Below are 15,417 nucleotides of genomic sequence, written 5' to 3'. Positions count from 1 at the left end.
CCCCGTTCCGAAACGGCTTGTGGTGTTCCGTTATTTTGGTTATTCTGACTTATGATAATGGTAGTTATGAGTAGTTAGAAATAAAAGAGGCCCCATGACAAACCTGGTTTTGAGCCGCCCTACCGACGAAGCGTCCACCCCCAAAGATGCCTTGATTAAGCTCGTCACAGATACCCTGTCGTCTGAGCACACTTGCCGTGCCTATACCCGTGCGCTTTCTGACTTCCTGGACTGGTATCAAACCCAAGGCGCGCCGCCGTTGCAAAAGTCGGTGGTCGCCGCTTACGTGGCTGAACTGAGGGAAGCCAAGCTTTCCCCCGCCAATATCAACCAACGTTTGTCCGCTATCAAAAAGCTCGTGACCGAGGCCGCTGACAACCATCTGCTTAATTTTCAGAATGCGGAAGCCATTCACCGGGTAAAAGGCGTTCGGAGCGAAGGCCGCAAAACCGGCAACTGGTTGACCAGAGATGATGCACAGGCTTTGTTGAGCACCCCGTCCAAAACATCCACAACGGAAAGCAAGGGACTCCGTGACCGGGCAATTTTGGCAATTACGTTGGGTGGGGGCTTGCGCCGTTCGGAACTGGTCAACTTGAGAGTGGAGATGATTCGCCAGCTTGACGGGCGTTGGGTAATTGCTGACTTGACTGGGAAACGTGGTCGGACCCGCACCGTGCCAATTCCGGCCTGGACCAAAGTGGCTGTGGATGCCTGGACGGAGCATGCTGGCATTACGGACGGCGTGTTGTTTCGCTCGATTGATCGTCACGGCAACATTGGGGCTTCGATGACATCGCAGGCTATCCATTTCATTGTCACCAGCTACGCCAACGAGCAAAACCTTTCGTCCAAACTGACACCCCATGATCTTCGCCGCACCTTTGCCAAACTCGCTCACAAAGGCGGAAGCCCCATTGATCAGATTCAACTGACCTTGGGACACGAGAGCATCAAGACCACAGAAATCTACCTTGGCGTTCAACAGAACCTGACGCACGCCCCGTGTGATGTGCTTGGACTGACGTTGGAAAAAGAGGATGTCCATCATTGATCCTTTGGCGGTGCTTCCGGCCTGTATCGAAACAAGAGCAACAGCGTGGTCAAAGAAGCCCATGTCTTTCCAAACTCCCGCAAAGACGCCCAACGTGTGACCCGAAGCGCATAAATTATCACCCAGACCAATTTTTCTTGTGCCTGGTCAGGCCAAAAATTCAGAAAGACACGCCTGGTGAGTTCCTGTTCCACGTCCCTCAAGACTTCAAACAACGCCGCATTGCTCAGATTCCAGAACCGGGTAGCCGGGAAACGTTGGTCAAGATGGGGTAAAGGCCGAAATGGAATAATTTGGTCATTCATAGCTTCCTCATAAGTTAAGCCGCCTGGCGATGGTTGGAACGCCCCGCTCTGTCTTGAGCCAGCCGTTTCCGGATGTAAGTGGCTAAAGCCTCACTTTCGAGTCTGGCCAGCAACTCTGGCTTTCGTTCCTGAATTGTCTTCACATCTGACGGCTTCAGCTTGGCACGCGGGGACACATACAGGTTTGTTCCGTCTGTGTGGACGGCAAACCCTCTGGCGCGCAACTCGTCAAGGATGGTGGCCACTCGTTTCATAGCTGACTCCCCGCACTGATCATCAACAAGGGTCGCCGCTTGTCTTTCTTGACCCGCCTGGTCAACCGGGCATTTCCGGCATGGTGGCGCGCATCGTGGCGCAAATGGTGAAACTGACACCACGCCCGCAGGTTCTCATCTCGATTGTCAGACGGGGTATGGTTGACGTGTGCCGTCGTCAGCACCACCTTGCTACCCGTGACCGGATGCAATTCACCATGCTGGGCTGCACACCGCTTGCCATCATCATCAATCCATTCGCATTGACCGCCTGCCCGAACAAACCGGATAGAGTGACTGATGTGTTCCCAGTTCGAAGGATACAGCTTGCGATTGAATGGCATATCCTGACTTCCTCCCTTCCGTTTATGGTCACTGCGATATGGTTGTTTTTAGCCTGAAACCCGTGGTTCAGGGTGCTGCTTTCTCAACTCCCGTCCTGATCGAGACCAAATTTCACGCTTCGCGCTCCGGAGCTGGTCCGCACCTGGTTGCTCCGTTTAAGGAAGTGGGGGGCTATTGTTTCCGTCTCTCCCTTTGTTTGGAAAGTTTCCGTTGTTGTTTTTTCTGACGGGCTATTTTCCGGGCTTCTTTCTCTTCACGCTCTGCCCTCATTTTGGCTTTCACTTCGTCTCTGATCTGGCAATCCCCCATTGGCTCACCATAGAGTTTCAATCGTGAAAACAAAGACCGCCTGCAATGGCCGCAAATATCTTCAAAGGCGATGTAAACTTCTTTCCCTTCAACTGTACAGGTAAAGCAATACGGTGATTCCAAATCTGAACTATCCAGAAATACAAATATGCTATCGCCTGCCAATCCAAGGTAAATGGCATCAAGACACATCGCCCAAGCATGTAAAATATGCCATTTAGTTGATTTGTTTTTTCGCCTGAACCGAACTTGCATAATGCCCCCGCTTGGTTTCCTGATTTGTTTTGTCAATCCAGCCCATACCTATAGTTCCCATTGTCTTTCTTGCAAATCCTCACATCACATCCAGGTCATCGTCATCAGGTTGCCCATCCATTCCACTCGCTTCCAAATCGTCAGGTAATCCAGGAATTCGGTGGTGTTCAGTAGAAAGGATCAAAGGCTCATCCCTATATAGAGTAACCCTTTGACCCTTAATTTCCCGCACGTAAAGACTACCCCTATTTTTCCAGTTGAAAGGATAGACATAAATCTTCACATCACATCCAGGTCATCGTCATCAGGTTGCCCGTCTATTCCACTCGCTTCCAAATCGTCAGGTAAACCAGGAATTCGGTGGTGTTCAGCAGAAAGGCTCAAAGGCTCATCTCTATATAGAGTGAGCCTTTGAGCCTTTTCATAAATCCCCCGAGATTTCTTCAAAATCAAGCCAAGTCGCAATGCTTCCTGAATACGTCTCTTGATTGTGGCTTCGGAAGCTACTTCTCTAAATGCCTCGATAATTTCTTTTTCTCTCAGGGGTTCGTTGCGCTCCACAAAGTCGGCAATTTCTTGTGCTGTGATTGAGCTTTGACCAGACAGCGGAATTTCAGCACATTGTTCAAACCAGCGAGTGTCAAAATCCAGCCGGAGAAGGGTAGGATCAAATGATTCACCTTTGGCCTTGTCGCAACTCAAGGTGACGTATCCAGGGCCTTTGGTTTCCTCTTTGGTCAAAGTGAAAACCGCTCTGGCACCTGCACCATAGGCGCTTGCCCCACGTCCTCGGTACGCAGCTTCACCAGTGAGAGTGTCATTGGCTTTTCCGATGTGGTGAATCCAAATCAGGGCACAATTCAACGTCCGAGCCAGTTGACGCGAAGGGCGAACCACTTTCTGTTCTACCTCGGCATTGCTGTTTTCATCGCGAATGTGGAAAGCCGCTCCGAGCGTGTCAATGATGAGCAAATCAACTTGGAGTTCTTTTCCAAGCAATGCGACATAATCCCAATGAAGCGGGTCACTCAGACTAAGGGATTTACTGTCCAGAGTTGTTTCCGTCAAGTAAGCAAAGTTTTTCCGAGCAGTTGCTTGATCTGAAATTCCTGCTTCAAGCATTCGCTGTAAATCACTTTGAACTACATCGGCTTCGGACTCAAAATCCAGGTAAAGCACACGACGGGGCACCCGATTGACCACAAGAGGAGGGAATACCTCACCGGCTGCCAGCTTGAGACACACATTCAGCATGTAACTGGTTTTCCCCACGTTGGTTGACGCAACCAGCAAATGTGGGCTACCTCGACGAACACGAAAAAGGATTTCTTCAGGCTTGCGAAGATCTGCACTGAATAAATCATCAAGTGTTCTGAAGACCCCAGTCATTTCAGGAGGACCGGCATTTTCTTGAACTGGCTTAGTTTTTTCAGTTGCAGGTTTTGAGTTCGGTCTTGCGCTGCCCGTGGTTTTTGAGAAATCCTTGGCCATATCGCGAGCCAATTCTACTTCATACCCTTCAAGGCGGTCCTTACCAGCAACCTGCTCAAGCACGAAAACAGTTTTCTGATGTTTCTTAACAAATTCTTGAGCTTCAAGTTTTCGGTAATCTTTTAGAGCCGCATCCAGCTTCATTAGAAGCTTTGAGGTGAGAAACTCTTTATCTCGGTGGATGCGTTCAAGTCGTAGTAACCTTTCTTTGATATCCGCTGCTTGTTCCTCGAAATCAAGCACCTTGGCGGCCTGTGCGCCTTGTGCTATGTTTCTCGTGTCTTTTGATTCCATTTTATTTTGGAAGCCATCCGGTCCCGAGGATGGCTTTTGCTTTGCTTGCATCACGCCACCTCTCTTTGCGCGTCAGATTCACACACGTTCAAATAATCAAGTACATGAGCCTTAGTAAATTTTACATTTTTACCCTGGCGGCTGAACTTCAGCTTTCCTTTGCGCCTGAGCATCCAGCTATAGACACGGGAAATTCCTAATGCCTGGCACAATTCATCTTCAGTGATGGTCAATCTCTGTCCAAAAAGCCTGTCAATATCGGCTTGTAGCAACGCAGACGATTGGGGAATAAGGCTGTCTTTTTTGGCTTTCATGCGTCTTACCTTTCATTAAATGAGTGGAAAGAAAGCACGCTACAGCTTGAAAGAGCACAAGGTCCCGTTTAATCTGATGAGCGTGCTTGTGCGTGCTTGTGCGCCCCAGTACTCGCTTGTACCTGCTAGTACTTGCCTGTACCTGCTTTGTACTCGCTAATGCCTGTATAAGCACTGGCTCTCTTTCCGAGAGTTAATACCGAAGTTCGGAGCCACTGTGTGCTTGGCGGCTATGGTGGCTCCGAACTTTCTTTTTAGGTAAAAGCTTGTTCAACAAGGTTAAATTGCTACCAGTAATCTATTGTTTTTGCAATACCTTTAATGAATTTCTGGTTTTTTAAAAACAGTAACAGTTATGTTTATATATGTTGCTGTTTTCGCCTTCTGACTCTAACTCATTGATTTCTAAGAAAGTGAGTTTATTTTTGGTTATTGCGATGATGTGAGTTTAGTGACCTTCTTTTTTCTGGTTTTTGTCTTTTTTGGATTTCTAAGGCTTAATTTGGCAGCACCTGCAGATTTTAAAGCAGAGGCCCACGTTAGCTTTTGTTCTTTGCTCCCAGGGAAAGATGGCGGTTCACTCCGTTGAATCATCTGTCTGAGCACTACAGCACTGGCGTATCCCATTTTTTTGGCGACAGCTTCTTGTGTGGGACGGAGTTTGGTTTCTTTTGCAATTTCTTGGATAGCATCAATTAACCGTCGCGAAAAAGGTTTTGTGTGGATGTGTGGACCTGGTTTCCTGGTGATGTCAGCTTTGTGTCTTGACTTCTTTCGTTTCGCAAGCTCCCTCTCTAATTTGGCAATCTGTTGGCTATGATCTTCCCCGCTATGAAAATCAGCATTCCGAGCTGCACGTATTAAAGAGTCTAAGAGTGCTTTAGCCATATCAAATTCCAATTCCTGAAAGATGTAACCACGGAACTGAAACCACCACTCCAAACTGGTTGCCCGTTGAATACTAAATTCTCCAAATTTTTCATTTATCCCTTTGCAAGAGAACGTTTCCCTGTTTTCATAGGCTTTGGACAGTTTGAGATGAACTCCGTTTGGTATTTCACTTTGTTCGGTTGGATGGGGTTCAATAGCAATAAAAGGACTGTCTTTTGATAGAAGGATTTCAATCTTTACTTTGACTAGAGTGTTGTCATTCGTTTCCACGAGATCATTCCTTTGTAACATTTGACAGTAAGGTTGATGAGAGCGGTATTGGTTAAGGGCAATACCGCTCACAAGATGGCAACAGGTTATTGCTTGACCCTGGCTTGTTCTTCAAGTTTATCAATCAGTTCAAACATTGATTCAGCAATCCCTTGGCCCATTTCACCTAAATTCTCCACCATCAATTGCAGGTCCGTAGGGTCAATGCAACAAAATCCATCGCGACCACACATTCTCATTAGACCAAAGATGGCACTGAGATGTTTAGCGGCAAAGAACAACTCTTGAGCATGGTCACGGTGTTGAGGTTCTCTGGGTTGGGTGTTGGGACCGTAAACCTGATAACTGACGTGCAGACGCGGATTAACTGTAGTAGATTTACCTGGCATAGCTGATAGTCTCCCTTGGTAAGGTATCGGTTATGAAGTGACGGCTTGGGTGGTGGTACATCCAGGCCGTTGCGGTTTTATTGACGGGTTAAGACAAGGGAAAGGTCTTCTTCCCCTATCGGTTCTGTGGTTATTCGTCCTTCCTTTCTGTGCCGAGTCCTATTGGTTTGCCATGAAGTGTATCAAGCACGCTTCTTGCTGTTTGAAGTGTTACCTGGTCAAGATTGAAATAGCGGTAAGTCGTTTTTGGGTCAGTGTGCCCAAGGATTGCTGCTACCTGGAAAGGGTGAAGTCCACCTTGTGCCAGCCTGGTAGCGGCAACATGACGAAGATCGTGGAACCGAAGATCAGGCAATCCAGCGGCTTGACGCACTTTATCCCAAGCCCATTTGACATGACTGGTCCGACCAAAAACCAACCCATTTTGCTTGTCAGCGGCTTCTTGGTGCAGTTGTTCAAGTTCAGCTATCAATCGGGTTGAAATAGGGACTTGACGTGCGCGAAGGGTTTTCGAATTTTGAGCCAAGACACGAATTGTGCGAGTTTCAAAATCAATATCAGCCCATTTCAGCCGCAATAACTCACCTTCCCGGCATCCGGTATCAAGGGCTGCAATGATTAGTGGTCGCATATGTGCTCGTGTATCAACACAAGCTGCCAGCAACTGGCGTTCTTCATCGCGGTTGATGAGCTTTTCACGACGAATTTCAACCGCTGTGCTGATCAAGGCTTTATCTCCCCTATCAAACGGGTCATCTAAAAGCCAACGGTTGTTAAAAGCCAGGCGGAATATCCGTCTGAGCACTGCTAGTTCGCGGTTGACGGTTGCGATTTTGCGGTCTTGCCCGCGAAAGGTTTTGATCTGAAGTCTTTTTCGTTTGAAGTTTTCTAGGTCGGTGAAAGTAATCGAACGGATACGCTTTTTACCAAAGTATTCACGTAAAGCGTGCAGCCTTTGTATGACATCTTTGTGAGACTTCAATCCGTGGACTTTTTGGCCATTGGTATCAAATTTGGCAGGAACAGCATAATTCTTTTCATACCACTGGGCTAACTGTTCAAAGGTCATCCGTTCAGCATCAATTTGCAGTTGCCCATGTGTTTCGATGCTTCGACGCATTTTGTCCAGTATGCGTCGGGCTTCCGTTTTATTTTCCGCTCGTTTTTGGTAGTCGTGGTATTTGCCGTCCGCATCGGTGAAACAGAGTCTAGCGATGACAACTTCTCGTGTCGTTCCATCTGAGTTTTTGATTTTGCGGGTTGTAACTGAACCGGTGCGAGTGCGTGGCATGCGTCCATATCCTTTCGGGTTCTGGTGTACACATAATTACACACAGAAACGAGCGCTGCAACAGTAAACAGTTATTAACATATCTAAGTATGGATAAATGATGAAATCCATTGTTTACTGAGTTTACCTAGAAAGTAATAAGCAGATATTAGCGATGGTAAACATCAAAAAACAAATCAAAGAACAGACTCATAATCCGTTGGTTGTAGGTTCGAATCCTACAAGGCCCACTTGATACAATATTCTTATTCCAAACAACTTGCGCTGTCTCTTATTTCCCTTTGGTGTGCAGCGGAAATTATTACCTGCACCTTTATCTGGAAAACGGAGAGAAAAGGATTACATTCCATCCATCAACCAGTGTCGTTCGGTTGTCCAACCCAGAAAGCGATGGGCTGGGTTTGAAAGGTTTTGCCTGGAGCGAGCTTCGGGTTCTGATTTCTGAATCGCCAGTGCCAGTCCATCCAGAGCTGGTTTGAAACATGTCTGGTAGGCAGGGCGCTGTGATTCCAAATGCGTGTAAGCCCAGGTCAGAAATCCAGTCTGGGCGTCTTCCGGCAACAGCGCCAGAAAGAAGACCGTTTGTCTCCAGGCATAGGCCGTGTTTTTGATCATCTGGAGTTGAGCATTCCAGAGACTGATCTTTTGCTGGTGGCGATGACAAATCCATTCAAAACAACGCCGGGCAAGCTCTTCCAGATGTGGATTCAGCTTTTCAATGAGTCCAAGTCTGGAAACCAGGGTTGCCAGATTATGAGTGGTCAGAATTTGTTCCTGTTCGATGATTTTACCGTTGTGTGCGACCGACCAGCGTTTGGTGGATGGCGCATTACCAGCCATTTCCCGACACAATGCGGCGAATAATGGGGACGTTCGAGCGCCATAGCCCGAAGTCTCGATATCATCAATCTGTCGCACCCGAGGATACGAAATTCCATAATACCGCTCATAGAGCGTGCCCTGAAGCAGTTCACCTGCCTGTTGAGCCGCCTGCAAATACTTTTCGGAAAAGTCACCCATGAAAATATCGGCGGCAATTTCATCAACAAGCGGAATGTGAAGCCCGGCACTACCAGCCAGTGACCGAAGTTCCTGAAGAAGTTTATTGGGCAAAATCTGATGTGGAAAAGCTGTAATTGCCAGGCAGACAACTTGCTCAAGTGTGTCTCGGGCTTGTTCTTGACTGTACAGCGTGTTTTCCCGATGGGCATCAATCACTTTCACCCAGGGGAGTTCCTCAAGTTTCACTTGATGCTCCAGATTGAGAAGGAGCAATGATCGGCGACGGCGAAAGGCAATGTAAATTGCTGTGTACAGGCGCTGCAACTCTCGGTCAGGAATGCCGGCAGCACGAATCTGTGACGTGAGTTGAGGAATAACCCTGGCCAGAACTTCTCCGGAAGAGATAACTCCTTTTTCCACAAGTATTTCAACCGGTGCATTGAGGCAGCGAAGCAAACTGTTTCCCAACTTCTTGAGTAACACCGGGTTGGCTTGACGGGTTGAATGGTCCATTTCTTTGGGAGCAATCAGGTGCAAGACACTGTCAAGTGAATCAAGTGCCTCATCTGGCGGCAATCCGGCAAGATGCTGAATCAAAATTTGAGCCAGTTCTTCTTTGGTTGGGTGGTCTATCAGATTGATTTGGGCTGCCCGGAATTGCTGGCACTGGGGAGAGTTCGGCACCCCGCGTTTGGTTACAATCGCGGCCAGAATGGTCCGAATCGCAGCGACGTCTTTGCCCGTGAGTTGACCTGGATCTTCAATGCACACTTGCAGATAGGCGCGGAGGCGGGCGAAGTTTTCCTCTTTGCGGTCTGGTTTGGTGCATCGCTGATGGTGTACTCGGAGACGGGCATAATCTTCCAAAACGACTCTGGCCTGTTCCTGCCATCCATTTGGGTAGTGCTGGCACGGCCAGCCACCTTCGACCAGAAATAGTCCAGCTTTATTTTTCAACAATTGACCGTCAGGTCCTTTTTGCAGAATCGGAATCGGCCCCGAGATGGTCTGAAGAAAAAGTTCAACCACCCGGTCATACAAAGGGGCCCAGATCAGAGTTGCTTCTTTTTGCTTTTCAATCGCTTCAGGGGTCCGCAGTGTTTTCAACCCTCGAATTATCTGACCAACATTTTGTACCGAAACCATTGGCGTCAAGACAAATGGGCGCGAATCAGAAACTGGGTAGAATCGCAACTTCGACAGGTATGGTCCAATTTCATCAAGTATCGTTCTGGCCTGATCCGTGTACCCCTGTTTCAGAAGCCAGGCGACAACGAGCAGTGCGCCTTCCTCTGGAACATTGATGCGATAGCATCCACTGGCCAGCAGGTGTTGTAATTCACCTAACCCTTCGTCACTCAGGTAATACGTGTTCAGCCCGGTTCGCTCCATACCTTTATCAATGGGTAAAAGTCGAGCCAGAAGGTTTATTTCATGGCTTTGAAGTGGACCAGCGGCGAGAAATTCTCCAGTTGCAAACCCTCCGGTGACAACCTCAAGCGTAACCCAACCAGGAGTACCTGAAACTGGCGTTCGAGAGCCAACCTGAAGGCTACCAGACAGCAGGTTTTGGACAACTTTAATCCAGCTATCCACTTTTTTCTGAGCCTGAACACGAACCTCAGGATCTTTATGTGTCTGGTGCGTGGTAAAGGCTTTGGTCAGTTGGCTGAAAATATAATCTGGATTGACGCTGATTTTGTTTGACGGATCACTCATATTTACCTCATTGCAACTAATATATTGTCTTCAGGTAGGTGGAACCCCATAAAGGACGTTGAATAAACATTGAGCGCGGTTGAAGACGAAGGCTGCATATTCTTGCTTTGAACAAAGAACGGCTGATTTTCTCGTCTCAAAAAACAGCCAGTTGACCATCCTGTTGTGCTATGCCACATTTGTCAAGCATCTGCTCGACACTCAGGCGCAGGTCCATTCCAGCATCTTCACGCACGACATCCATCTATTCCAGGGAAACACACGACGGCACATTCTGAGCAGACCTGGAGGAAGAACCATGACGATGATTCGGTTCTGGTTGGTCGGGGTTCTGACAGTGCTGATAGTGGTTGGGGCTGGCTCAATGGCAGCCGCCAGAGTTCCAGGGCTGGCACCACCGCCGCCGCCTGATACCTCCAACTGGTTTCCCGAAGGTCGTGCGCGATTTCAGGTCTACACCGAAAGAGAAGGCTTACCCCAACAAATCGTCGGGTGTATGGCTTTTGATGCCAGCGGGTATCTCTGGGTTGGAACCGGGAGCACCCTTGTTTGTTACAATGGTCACAAATGGTCGAAGGTGAATTTCCCACCACATCTCAACCTGTCGTTTGTGCGGGAAATGCTCCCGAGTGCTGATGGCAGTCTCTGGCTTGGCCTGCAGGACCAGGGTGTTTTGCGGCACCAGGCCGGGCAGTGGACGGCATTTACCACGGCCAATTCCGGTATTGCTACGAATCGAGTCCGCCATCTGCTTGAAACCAAAGATGCTGCCGGCACTCTGACCCTGTGGATTGCCACCAATGGCGGCGGCGTCAGTTGCTACCGGGCCGGAAAATGGACGACGTTTAACACCGCCAACTCCGGATTACCTGATGACTGGGTGCGGAGCCTGGCTGAAACGCGGGATTCGGCAGGGAATTCGATTCTTTGGATTGGAACGGTGAGCGGGCTGGCACGATATGCTGGCGGACAATGGACTACGTTGAATCGCTCGAATTCCAGCTTGCCTGATACTCAGGTGTGGGGACTGCTTGGAACTCGGAATGCGGCTGGTCAACCGGTTTTGTGGGTCGGAATGGATAGCGGCGGACTGGCGCGGCTCGAAGGTGATCGCTGGACCATTTTTACAGCGTCTGATTGCCATGTGTTGAAAAATCAGATTTTTAAGGTGGTGGAAAGTCAGGATTTTGCCGGGAATCCGGTGCTGTGGGTTGGCACCAGCGGCGGGCTGGCGCGCTACGCAGACGGACGCTGGACCGCGTTTACCACGGCGAATTCAAATTTGCCGAATGACGAAGTGTGGAATTTGCTTGAACGGCGTGAGCCGTCGGGGGTGTCTACGGTGTGGATTGGCACCGGAAGCGGGCTGGCTCGCTACACAACCGGCCAGTGGACGGCCTTTACCGCCTCAAACACCGGTCTGCCCAATAATCAGGTTTGGGATGTGCTGGTCAGTCAGAGCCAGCCTGGTCCGCCAGTCATTTGGGTTGGCACCAATGGTGGTTTGGCCAGATTCCAGGCTGGGGAATGGACGACATTCACCACGGCCAATTCAGGGCTGGCAGCCAATCAGGTCTGGCGGCTGCTGGAAGTGCGCGACCCTGACGGTCAAAGTGTGCTCTGGATTGGAACCAACCGGGGGCTGGTTCGCTTCAAAGCCGGCAGGTGGACGACATTCACAACCTTTAATTCCGGGCTGCCCAATAACCAGGTTGGATGTTTGCTGGAAACCCGTGATGCAACCGGTCAACCGGTACTGTGGATTGGTACCAATGGTGGATTGGCCCGATATGTGGATGGGAACTGGAGTACGTTCAACAAATCCAATTCACCATTACCGGATGACTGGATCCTGTCGCTTCTGGAAGGCCATGACACAGATGGCCAATCTGTCCTTTGGATTGCGACCAATGGTGGGTTGATCCGTTACAAACATGGTGACTGGCTGGTTTTGACCAAAACCAACTCTGGTTTGCCCGATAATGGTGTTCGAGGTTTGCTGGAAACCCGTTCTGACACGGCGCCGCCAGTTTTATGGGTTGGCACAAGCGAAGGGCTCTCCAGGTATTCAACTGCCGGTCAGTGGCTTCCCATGCCGGAAGGTGTGGTCAGGGAACTCTCAAATCGTGGCGCCGGGCATCTGTGTCAGGACCTGAACGGGCGATTCTACCTTTTGAACAGTGGCGGAGTCACCCGGTTGAGCCCTCGCACCCCAACGCCTGAAAATCCAGACGAATTTGAGGTGTACACGTTCACCACGGATGATGGGCTTCCCCACGATGGCTGTAACCAGGCATCCTGCCGTGATAGGCAGGGGCGAATTTGGGTTGGCACGGTTGGTGGTTTTGCGGTCTTTGACCCAACAATGTGGGCCGAAGACCGCACCTCAAAGCCATTGTATCTGGAGCACACCTGGGTCAATGAACAGGAACGACTACTGACCACCCAGCAGGTTTCATTGTCATATCAGGAAAATAATCTGGCGTTTGAATATGCCTTGCTGAGCTATTTCAAAGAGCGGTTGACGCGGTATCAAACGCAATTGATTGGGTATGACCAGCATGTTTCAGATTGGACCGAAGAAGCCCGACGTAACTACACGAATTTACCGGCTGGTCATTACACGTTTCAGGTATGGGGAAAAGATTACGTTGGCAACGTGAGTGGGCCGGTGCAGGTTGTTTTTCGGATTCAACCAGCGTCCTGGCATACGTGGTGGGCGTATCTGGCCTATGCCCTGACTGCGATGGGCAGCCTGTATGGTGGTGTTCAGATTCGCCTGAGGGCGCTCCGGCAACGCACTGAACTGTTGAAGACGAAAGTGCGTGAGCGGACGGAGGAGCTGGCCCAAACCGTTGAACAGCTTCGACTTTCTGAACATTCAGCCCACGAATCAGAGCAAAAAGCAATTGATCTGGCCGCAAAGGCCCAGGAAGCCAATCTGGCCAAAAGTGTGTTTCTTTCAAACATGAGCCATGAGTTGCGAACGCCGCTCAATGCCATTCTTGGATTTGCCCAGTTGCTGGAACGTGACCGCCGGATACTCCCCGAACACCGTGAATATCTGGAGATGATCCATCGCAGCGGCGAACATTTGCTGGGCCTGATCAACGATGTGCTTTCGATTTCAAAAATCGAAGCCGGGAAAATTACCCTCAATGAACAGGTGTTTAACCTGCCAAACTTGCTGCGCAATCTGGAGGAAATGATCCGGGTTCGCGCCCAGGCCAAGGGACTTACCCTCACATTTTCAGGTATTTCCGAGCTTCCGCCGTTTGTGCGCGGAGATGATGGAAAAGTCCGCCAAATCCTGCTGAACCTGCTCAGTAACGCCGTCAAGTTTACCAGGCAGGGCCGGATCACACTGCGAGCCAGGTGGCACGAGGAAGAAGCCTGGTTTGAAGTTGAAGACACCGGCTTTGGCATTTCCAAGGAAGAACAGGGCATCTTGTTTGAGGCATTTGTGCAAACCCAAAGCGGGCGGCGAACGACAGAAGGAACGGGGCTTGGGCTGGCTTTGAGTCGCAATTTTGCCCGTTTGATGGGCGGAGACATTACCGTTCAGAGCGAACTGGGCAAAGGTGCAACCTTTCGGTTGACGCTCCGACTGCCATTGGCACCGAGCGAGCCTGCATTGCTCAAACCCACCCGGCGCGTCGTTGGACTTGAGCCGGGGCAGCCGCCCATCCGGTTACTGGTCGTGGACGATCTGGCGGAAAACCGAATGGTCCTGACAACTTTGTTGACCAGCGTCGGGTTTGACGTCCGCGAAGCCGTCAATGGCGAAGAGGCTATTGCCATGTGGGAAAGCTGGCAACCCCATTTGATCTGGATGGATATGCGTATGCCCGTAATGGATGGAAAGACCGCCACTGCCATCATCAAACAAAAAGCCAGAGAATCAGCGACAACAATTTCAATTCAAACGCCTGAATCCCAAACCCTGAACCCTGAACCCCGAACCCCATTTATCATTGCCTTAACCGCCAGCGCCTTTGAACACGACAAGGCTTCAATTCTGGCGCTTGGATGTGATGATTTTGTGGCCAAGCCATTTCAGGCCCAGGTGATTTTCGACACCGTGAGTCACTTTTTGGGGGTGCGGCTGGTGTTTGAAGATGTCGCGCCACTCCAGTCTGAACAAGCGACCGAATCCATTGTGACGGCTGAACGTTTGAGGCTCCTTCCCGCCAGGATTATTGAGCGATTAAATTATGCCATCCTTACCGGCGACCAGGACACGGCAGATGAAGTTGTGAATGAGATTACCTGCCTTGATGAGCTGCTCGGACAGGAACTCAGAAAGATGATGAAGCTGTATCAATTTGACGAACTTCAGGAAATCATCGAACAAATTCCGGTTTCAGATTCTACCCACGGTTTAAGCAAGACAGTTGAGTAAGGATGAAAAAGAATCAATCATCAATTGTTCATTAAATCCTATTTTTGAAAGCATTTAGCAGTTTGCTAGTGCCAGAATGGATTTATAATTTGGTATTAAAATTCTCCCGCCATATAAATTAATAATTAAACAAATTAAATTAATTCTAAAAATGTTTTTGCAAACGGAATTATGCTTGACAGGTAGTTTTTTTCTAACTAAACACGTAAGCAGAAATCTTATTGGGAGGATCAGGCAAATGGTAACCGACGCAGACTTACAAAGCTTTGGAGGAGATTGGACGGCAGAAAAGTTGAGCCGAGTTCGTAAATACTTGGGAGCATATGTGAAAATTATGAGCAAGAGAAGATTCAGATATGCTTATATTGATGCTTTTGCTGGGACAGGGTATCGGACACAGAAGCAGAGTGAATTAGAAAGTGAGCCAATGTTTCCAGAGTTATTTGATTCGGAGTCCCAGAAATTCATTGAAGGGTCAGCTACAATTGCGCTTGAGGTTGAACCCCGATTTTCAAAATACATTTTTATTGAGAAGGATCCAGAAAGAGCAGCAGAACTCGAAAAATTAAAGGTGGAGTTTCCTGATAAAGCAAGTGACATCATCATTCAAAACACCGAAGCTAATCAGGCGTTGATTGAGATCTGCCAGAAGAATTGGAAAAAACACCGAGCGGTTTTGTTTTTAGATCCATATGAACTGGTTGCGAGTTTTAAGCCTTACAAAACTCCCGTAAGTTGATGAGGGTAAAGGCCAGAAGTTTGAAGCCTAAATGACGTTGGGCATAGCGCTCAAAGCGAAGAAGAACACGCCTGAATTTGTCTTCCCAGGCAA

General features: G+C 49.1%; 13 protein-coding genes. 3 read left to right on the top strand and 10 right to left on the bottom strand.

The window, feature by feature from the left end; translation table 11 throughout:
- The first annotated feature begins 94 nt into the window (after positions 1 to 94).
- Entirely contained in the window at positions 95 to 1,054 is a 960-nt protein-coding gene (locus tag HY774_09110) for a tyrosine-type recombinase/integrase (protein MBI4748638.1), read from the top strand.
- On the opposite strand, the gene HY774_09105 is transcribed toward HY774_09110, so the two are convergent.
- From HY774_09105 to HY774_09060, 10 genes are all read right to left on the bottom strand, one after another.
- On the bottom strand, positions 1,048 to 1,359 hold the full coding sequence (locus HY774_09105; protein ID MBI4748637.1) for a hypothetical protein: 312 nt from the start codon (positions 1,357 to 1,359) through the stop codon (positions 1,048 to 1,050). The two genes, HY774_09110 and HY774_09105, sit on opposite strands and share 7 nt — an antisense overlap.
- A 14-nt stretch (positions 1,360 to 1,373) precedes the next feature.
- Positions 1,374 to 1,613 carry a hypothetical protein gene (locus HY774_09100; GenBank protein ID MBI4748636.1) on the bottom strand — a complete coding sequence of 80 codons (240 nt, stop codon included), beginning with the start codon at positions 1,611 to 1,613 and terminating at the stop codon, positions 1,374 to 1,376.
- Positions 1,610 to 1,957 carry a hypothetical protein gene (locus HY774_09095; GenBank protein ID MBI4748635.1) on the bottom strand — a complete coding sequence of 116 codons (348 nt, stop codon included), beginning with the start codon at positions 1,955 to 1,957 and terminating at the stop codon, positions 1,610 to 1,612. The genes HY774_09100 and HY774_09095 overlap by 4 nt, the downstream gene beginning before the upstream one ends.
- A gap of 172 nt (positions 1,958 to 2,129) precedes the next feature.
- Positions 2,130 to 2,522 carry a hypothetical protein gene (locus tag HY774_09090; GenBank protein MBI4748634.1) on the bottom strand — a complete coding sequence of 131 codons (393 nt, stop codon included), beginning with the start codon at positions 2,520 to 2,522 and terminating at the stop codon, positions 2,130 to 2,132.
- A gap of 279 nt (positions 2,523 to 2,801) precedes the next feature.
- Complete coding sequence (locus HY774_09085; protein ID MBI4748633.1) at positions 2,802 to 4,358, bottom strand: AAA family ATPase; 1,557 nt, start codon at positions 4,356 to 4,358, stop codon at positions 2,802 to 2,804.
- Positions 4,358 to 4,621 (bottom strand): helix-turn-helix domain-containing protein, encoded by a 264-nt coding sequence (locus tag HY774_09080; protein MBI4748632.1) that lies wholly within the window; start codon positions 4,619 to 4,621, stop codon positions 4,358 to 4,360. Before HY774_09080 ends, HY774_09085 begins: the two co-directional genes overlap by 1 nt.
- 429 nt (positions 4,622 to 5,050) lie before the next feature.
- Positions 5,051 to 5,782: a hypothetical protein gene (locus HY774_09075; protein MBI4748631.1), complete on the bottom strand. Its 732-nt coding sequence runs from the start codon at positions 5,780 to 5,782 to the stop codon at positions 5,051 to 5,053.
- Between the two features lie 86 nt (positions 5,783 to 5,868).
- Positions 5,869 to 6,171: a hypothetical protein gene (locus HY774_09070; protein ID MBI4748630.1), complete on the bottom strand. Its 303-nt coding sequence runs from the start codon at positions 6,169 to 6,171 to the stop codon at positions 5,869 to 5,871.
- Between the two features lie 130 nt (positions 6,172 to 6,301).
- Positions 6,302 to 7,462, bottom strand: a complete 1,161-nt coding sequence (locus tag HY774_09065) for a site-specific integrase (GenBank protein MBI4748629.1) — start codon at positions 7,460 to 7,462, stop codon at positions 6,302 to 6,304.
- Positions 7,463 to 7,801: 339 nt separating this feature from the next.
- Positions 7,802 to 10,183: a hypothetical protein gene (locus HY774_09060; GenBank protein MBI4748628.1), complete on the bottom strand. Its 2,382-nt coding sequence runs from the start codon at positions 10,181 to 10,183 to the stop codon at positions 7,802 to 7,804.
- Between the two features lie 79 nt (positions 10,184 to 10,262).
- Between HY774_09060 and HY774_09055 the strand changes: the two genes are divergently transcribed.
- Together HY774_09055 and tcmP are read left to right on the top strand one after the other, a co-directional pair.
- A complete protein-coding gene (locus HY774_09055; protein ID MBI4748627.1) occupies positions 10,263 to 14,585 on the top strand; it encodes a response regulator in 4,323 nt (1,440 codons plus the stop codon).
- A gap of 238 nt (positions 14,586 to 14,823) precedes the next feature.
- A complete protein-coding gene (gene tcmP / locus HY774_09050; protein ID MBI4748626.1) occupies positions 14,824 to 15,324 on the top strand; it encodes a three-Cys-motif partner protein TcmP in 501 nt (166 codons plus the stop codon).
- Positions 15,325 to 15,417 lie beyond the last annotated feature (93 nt).

This window comes from Acidobacteriota bacterium (assembly GCA_016208495.1).
Lineage (GTDB): Bacteria > Acidobacteriota > Blastocatellia > Chloracidobacteriales > Chloracidobacteriaceae > JACQXX01.
This window is presented reverse-complemented; position numbering and strand designations above follow the sequence as displayed.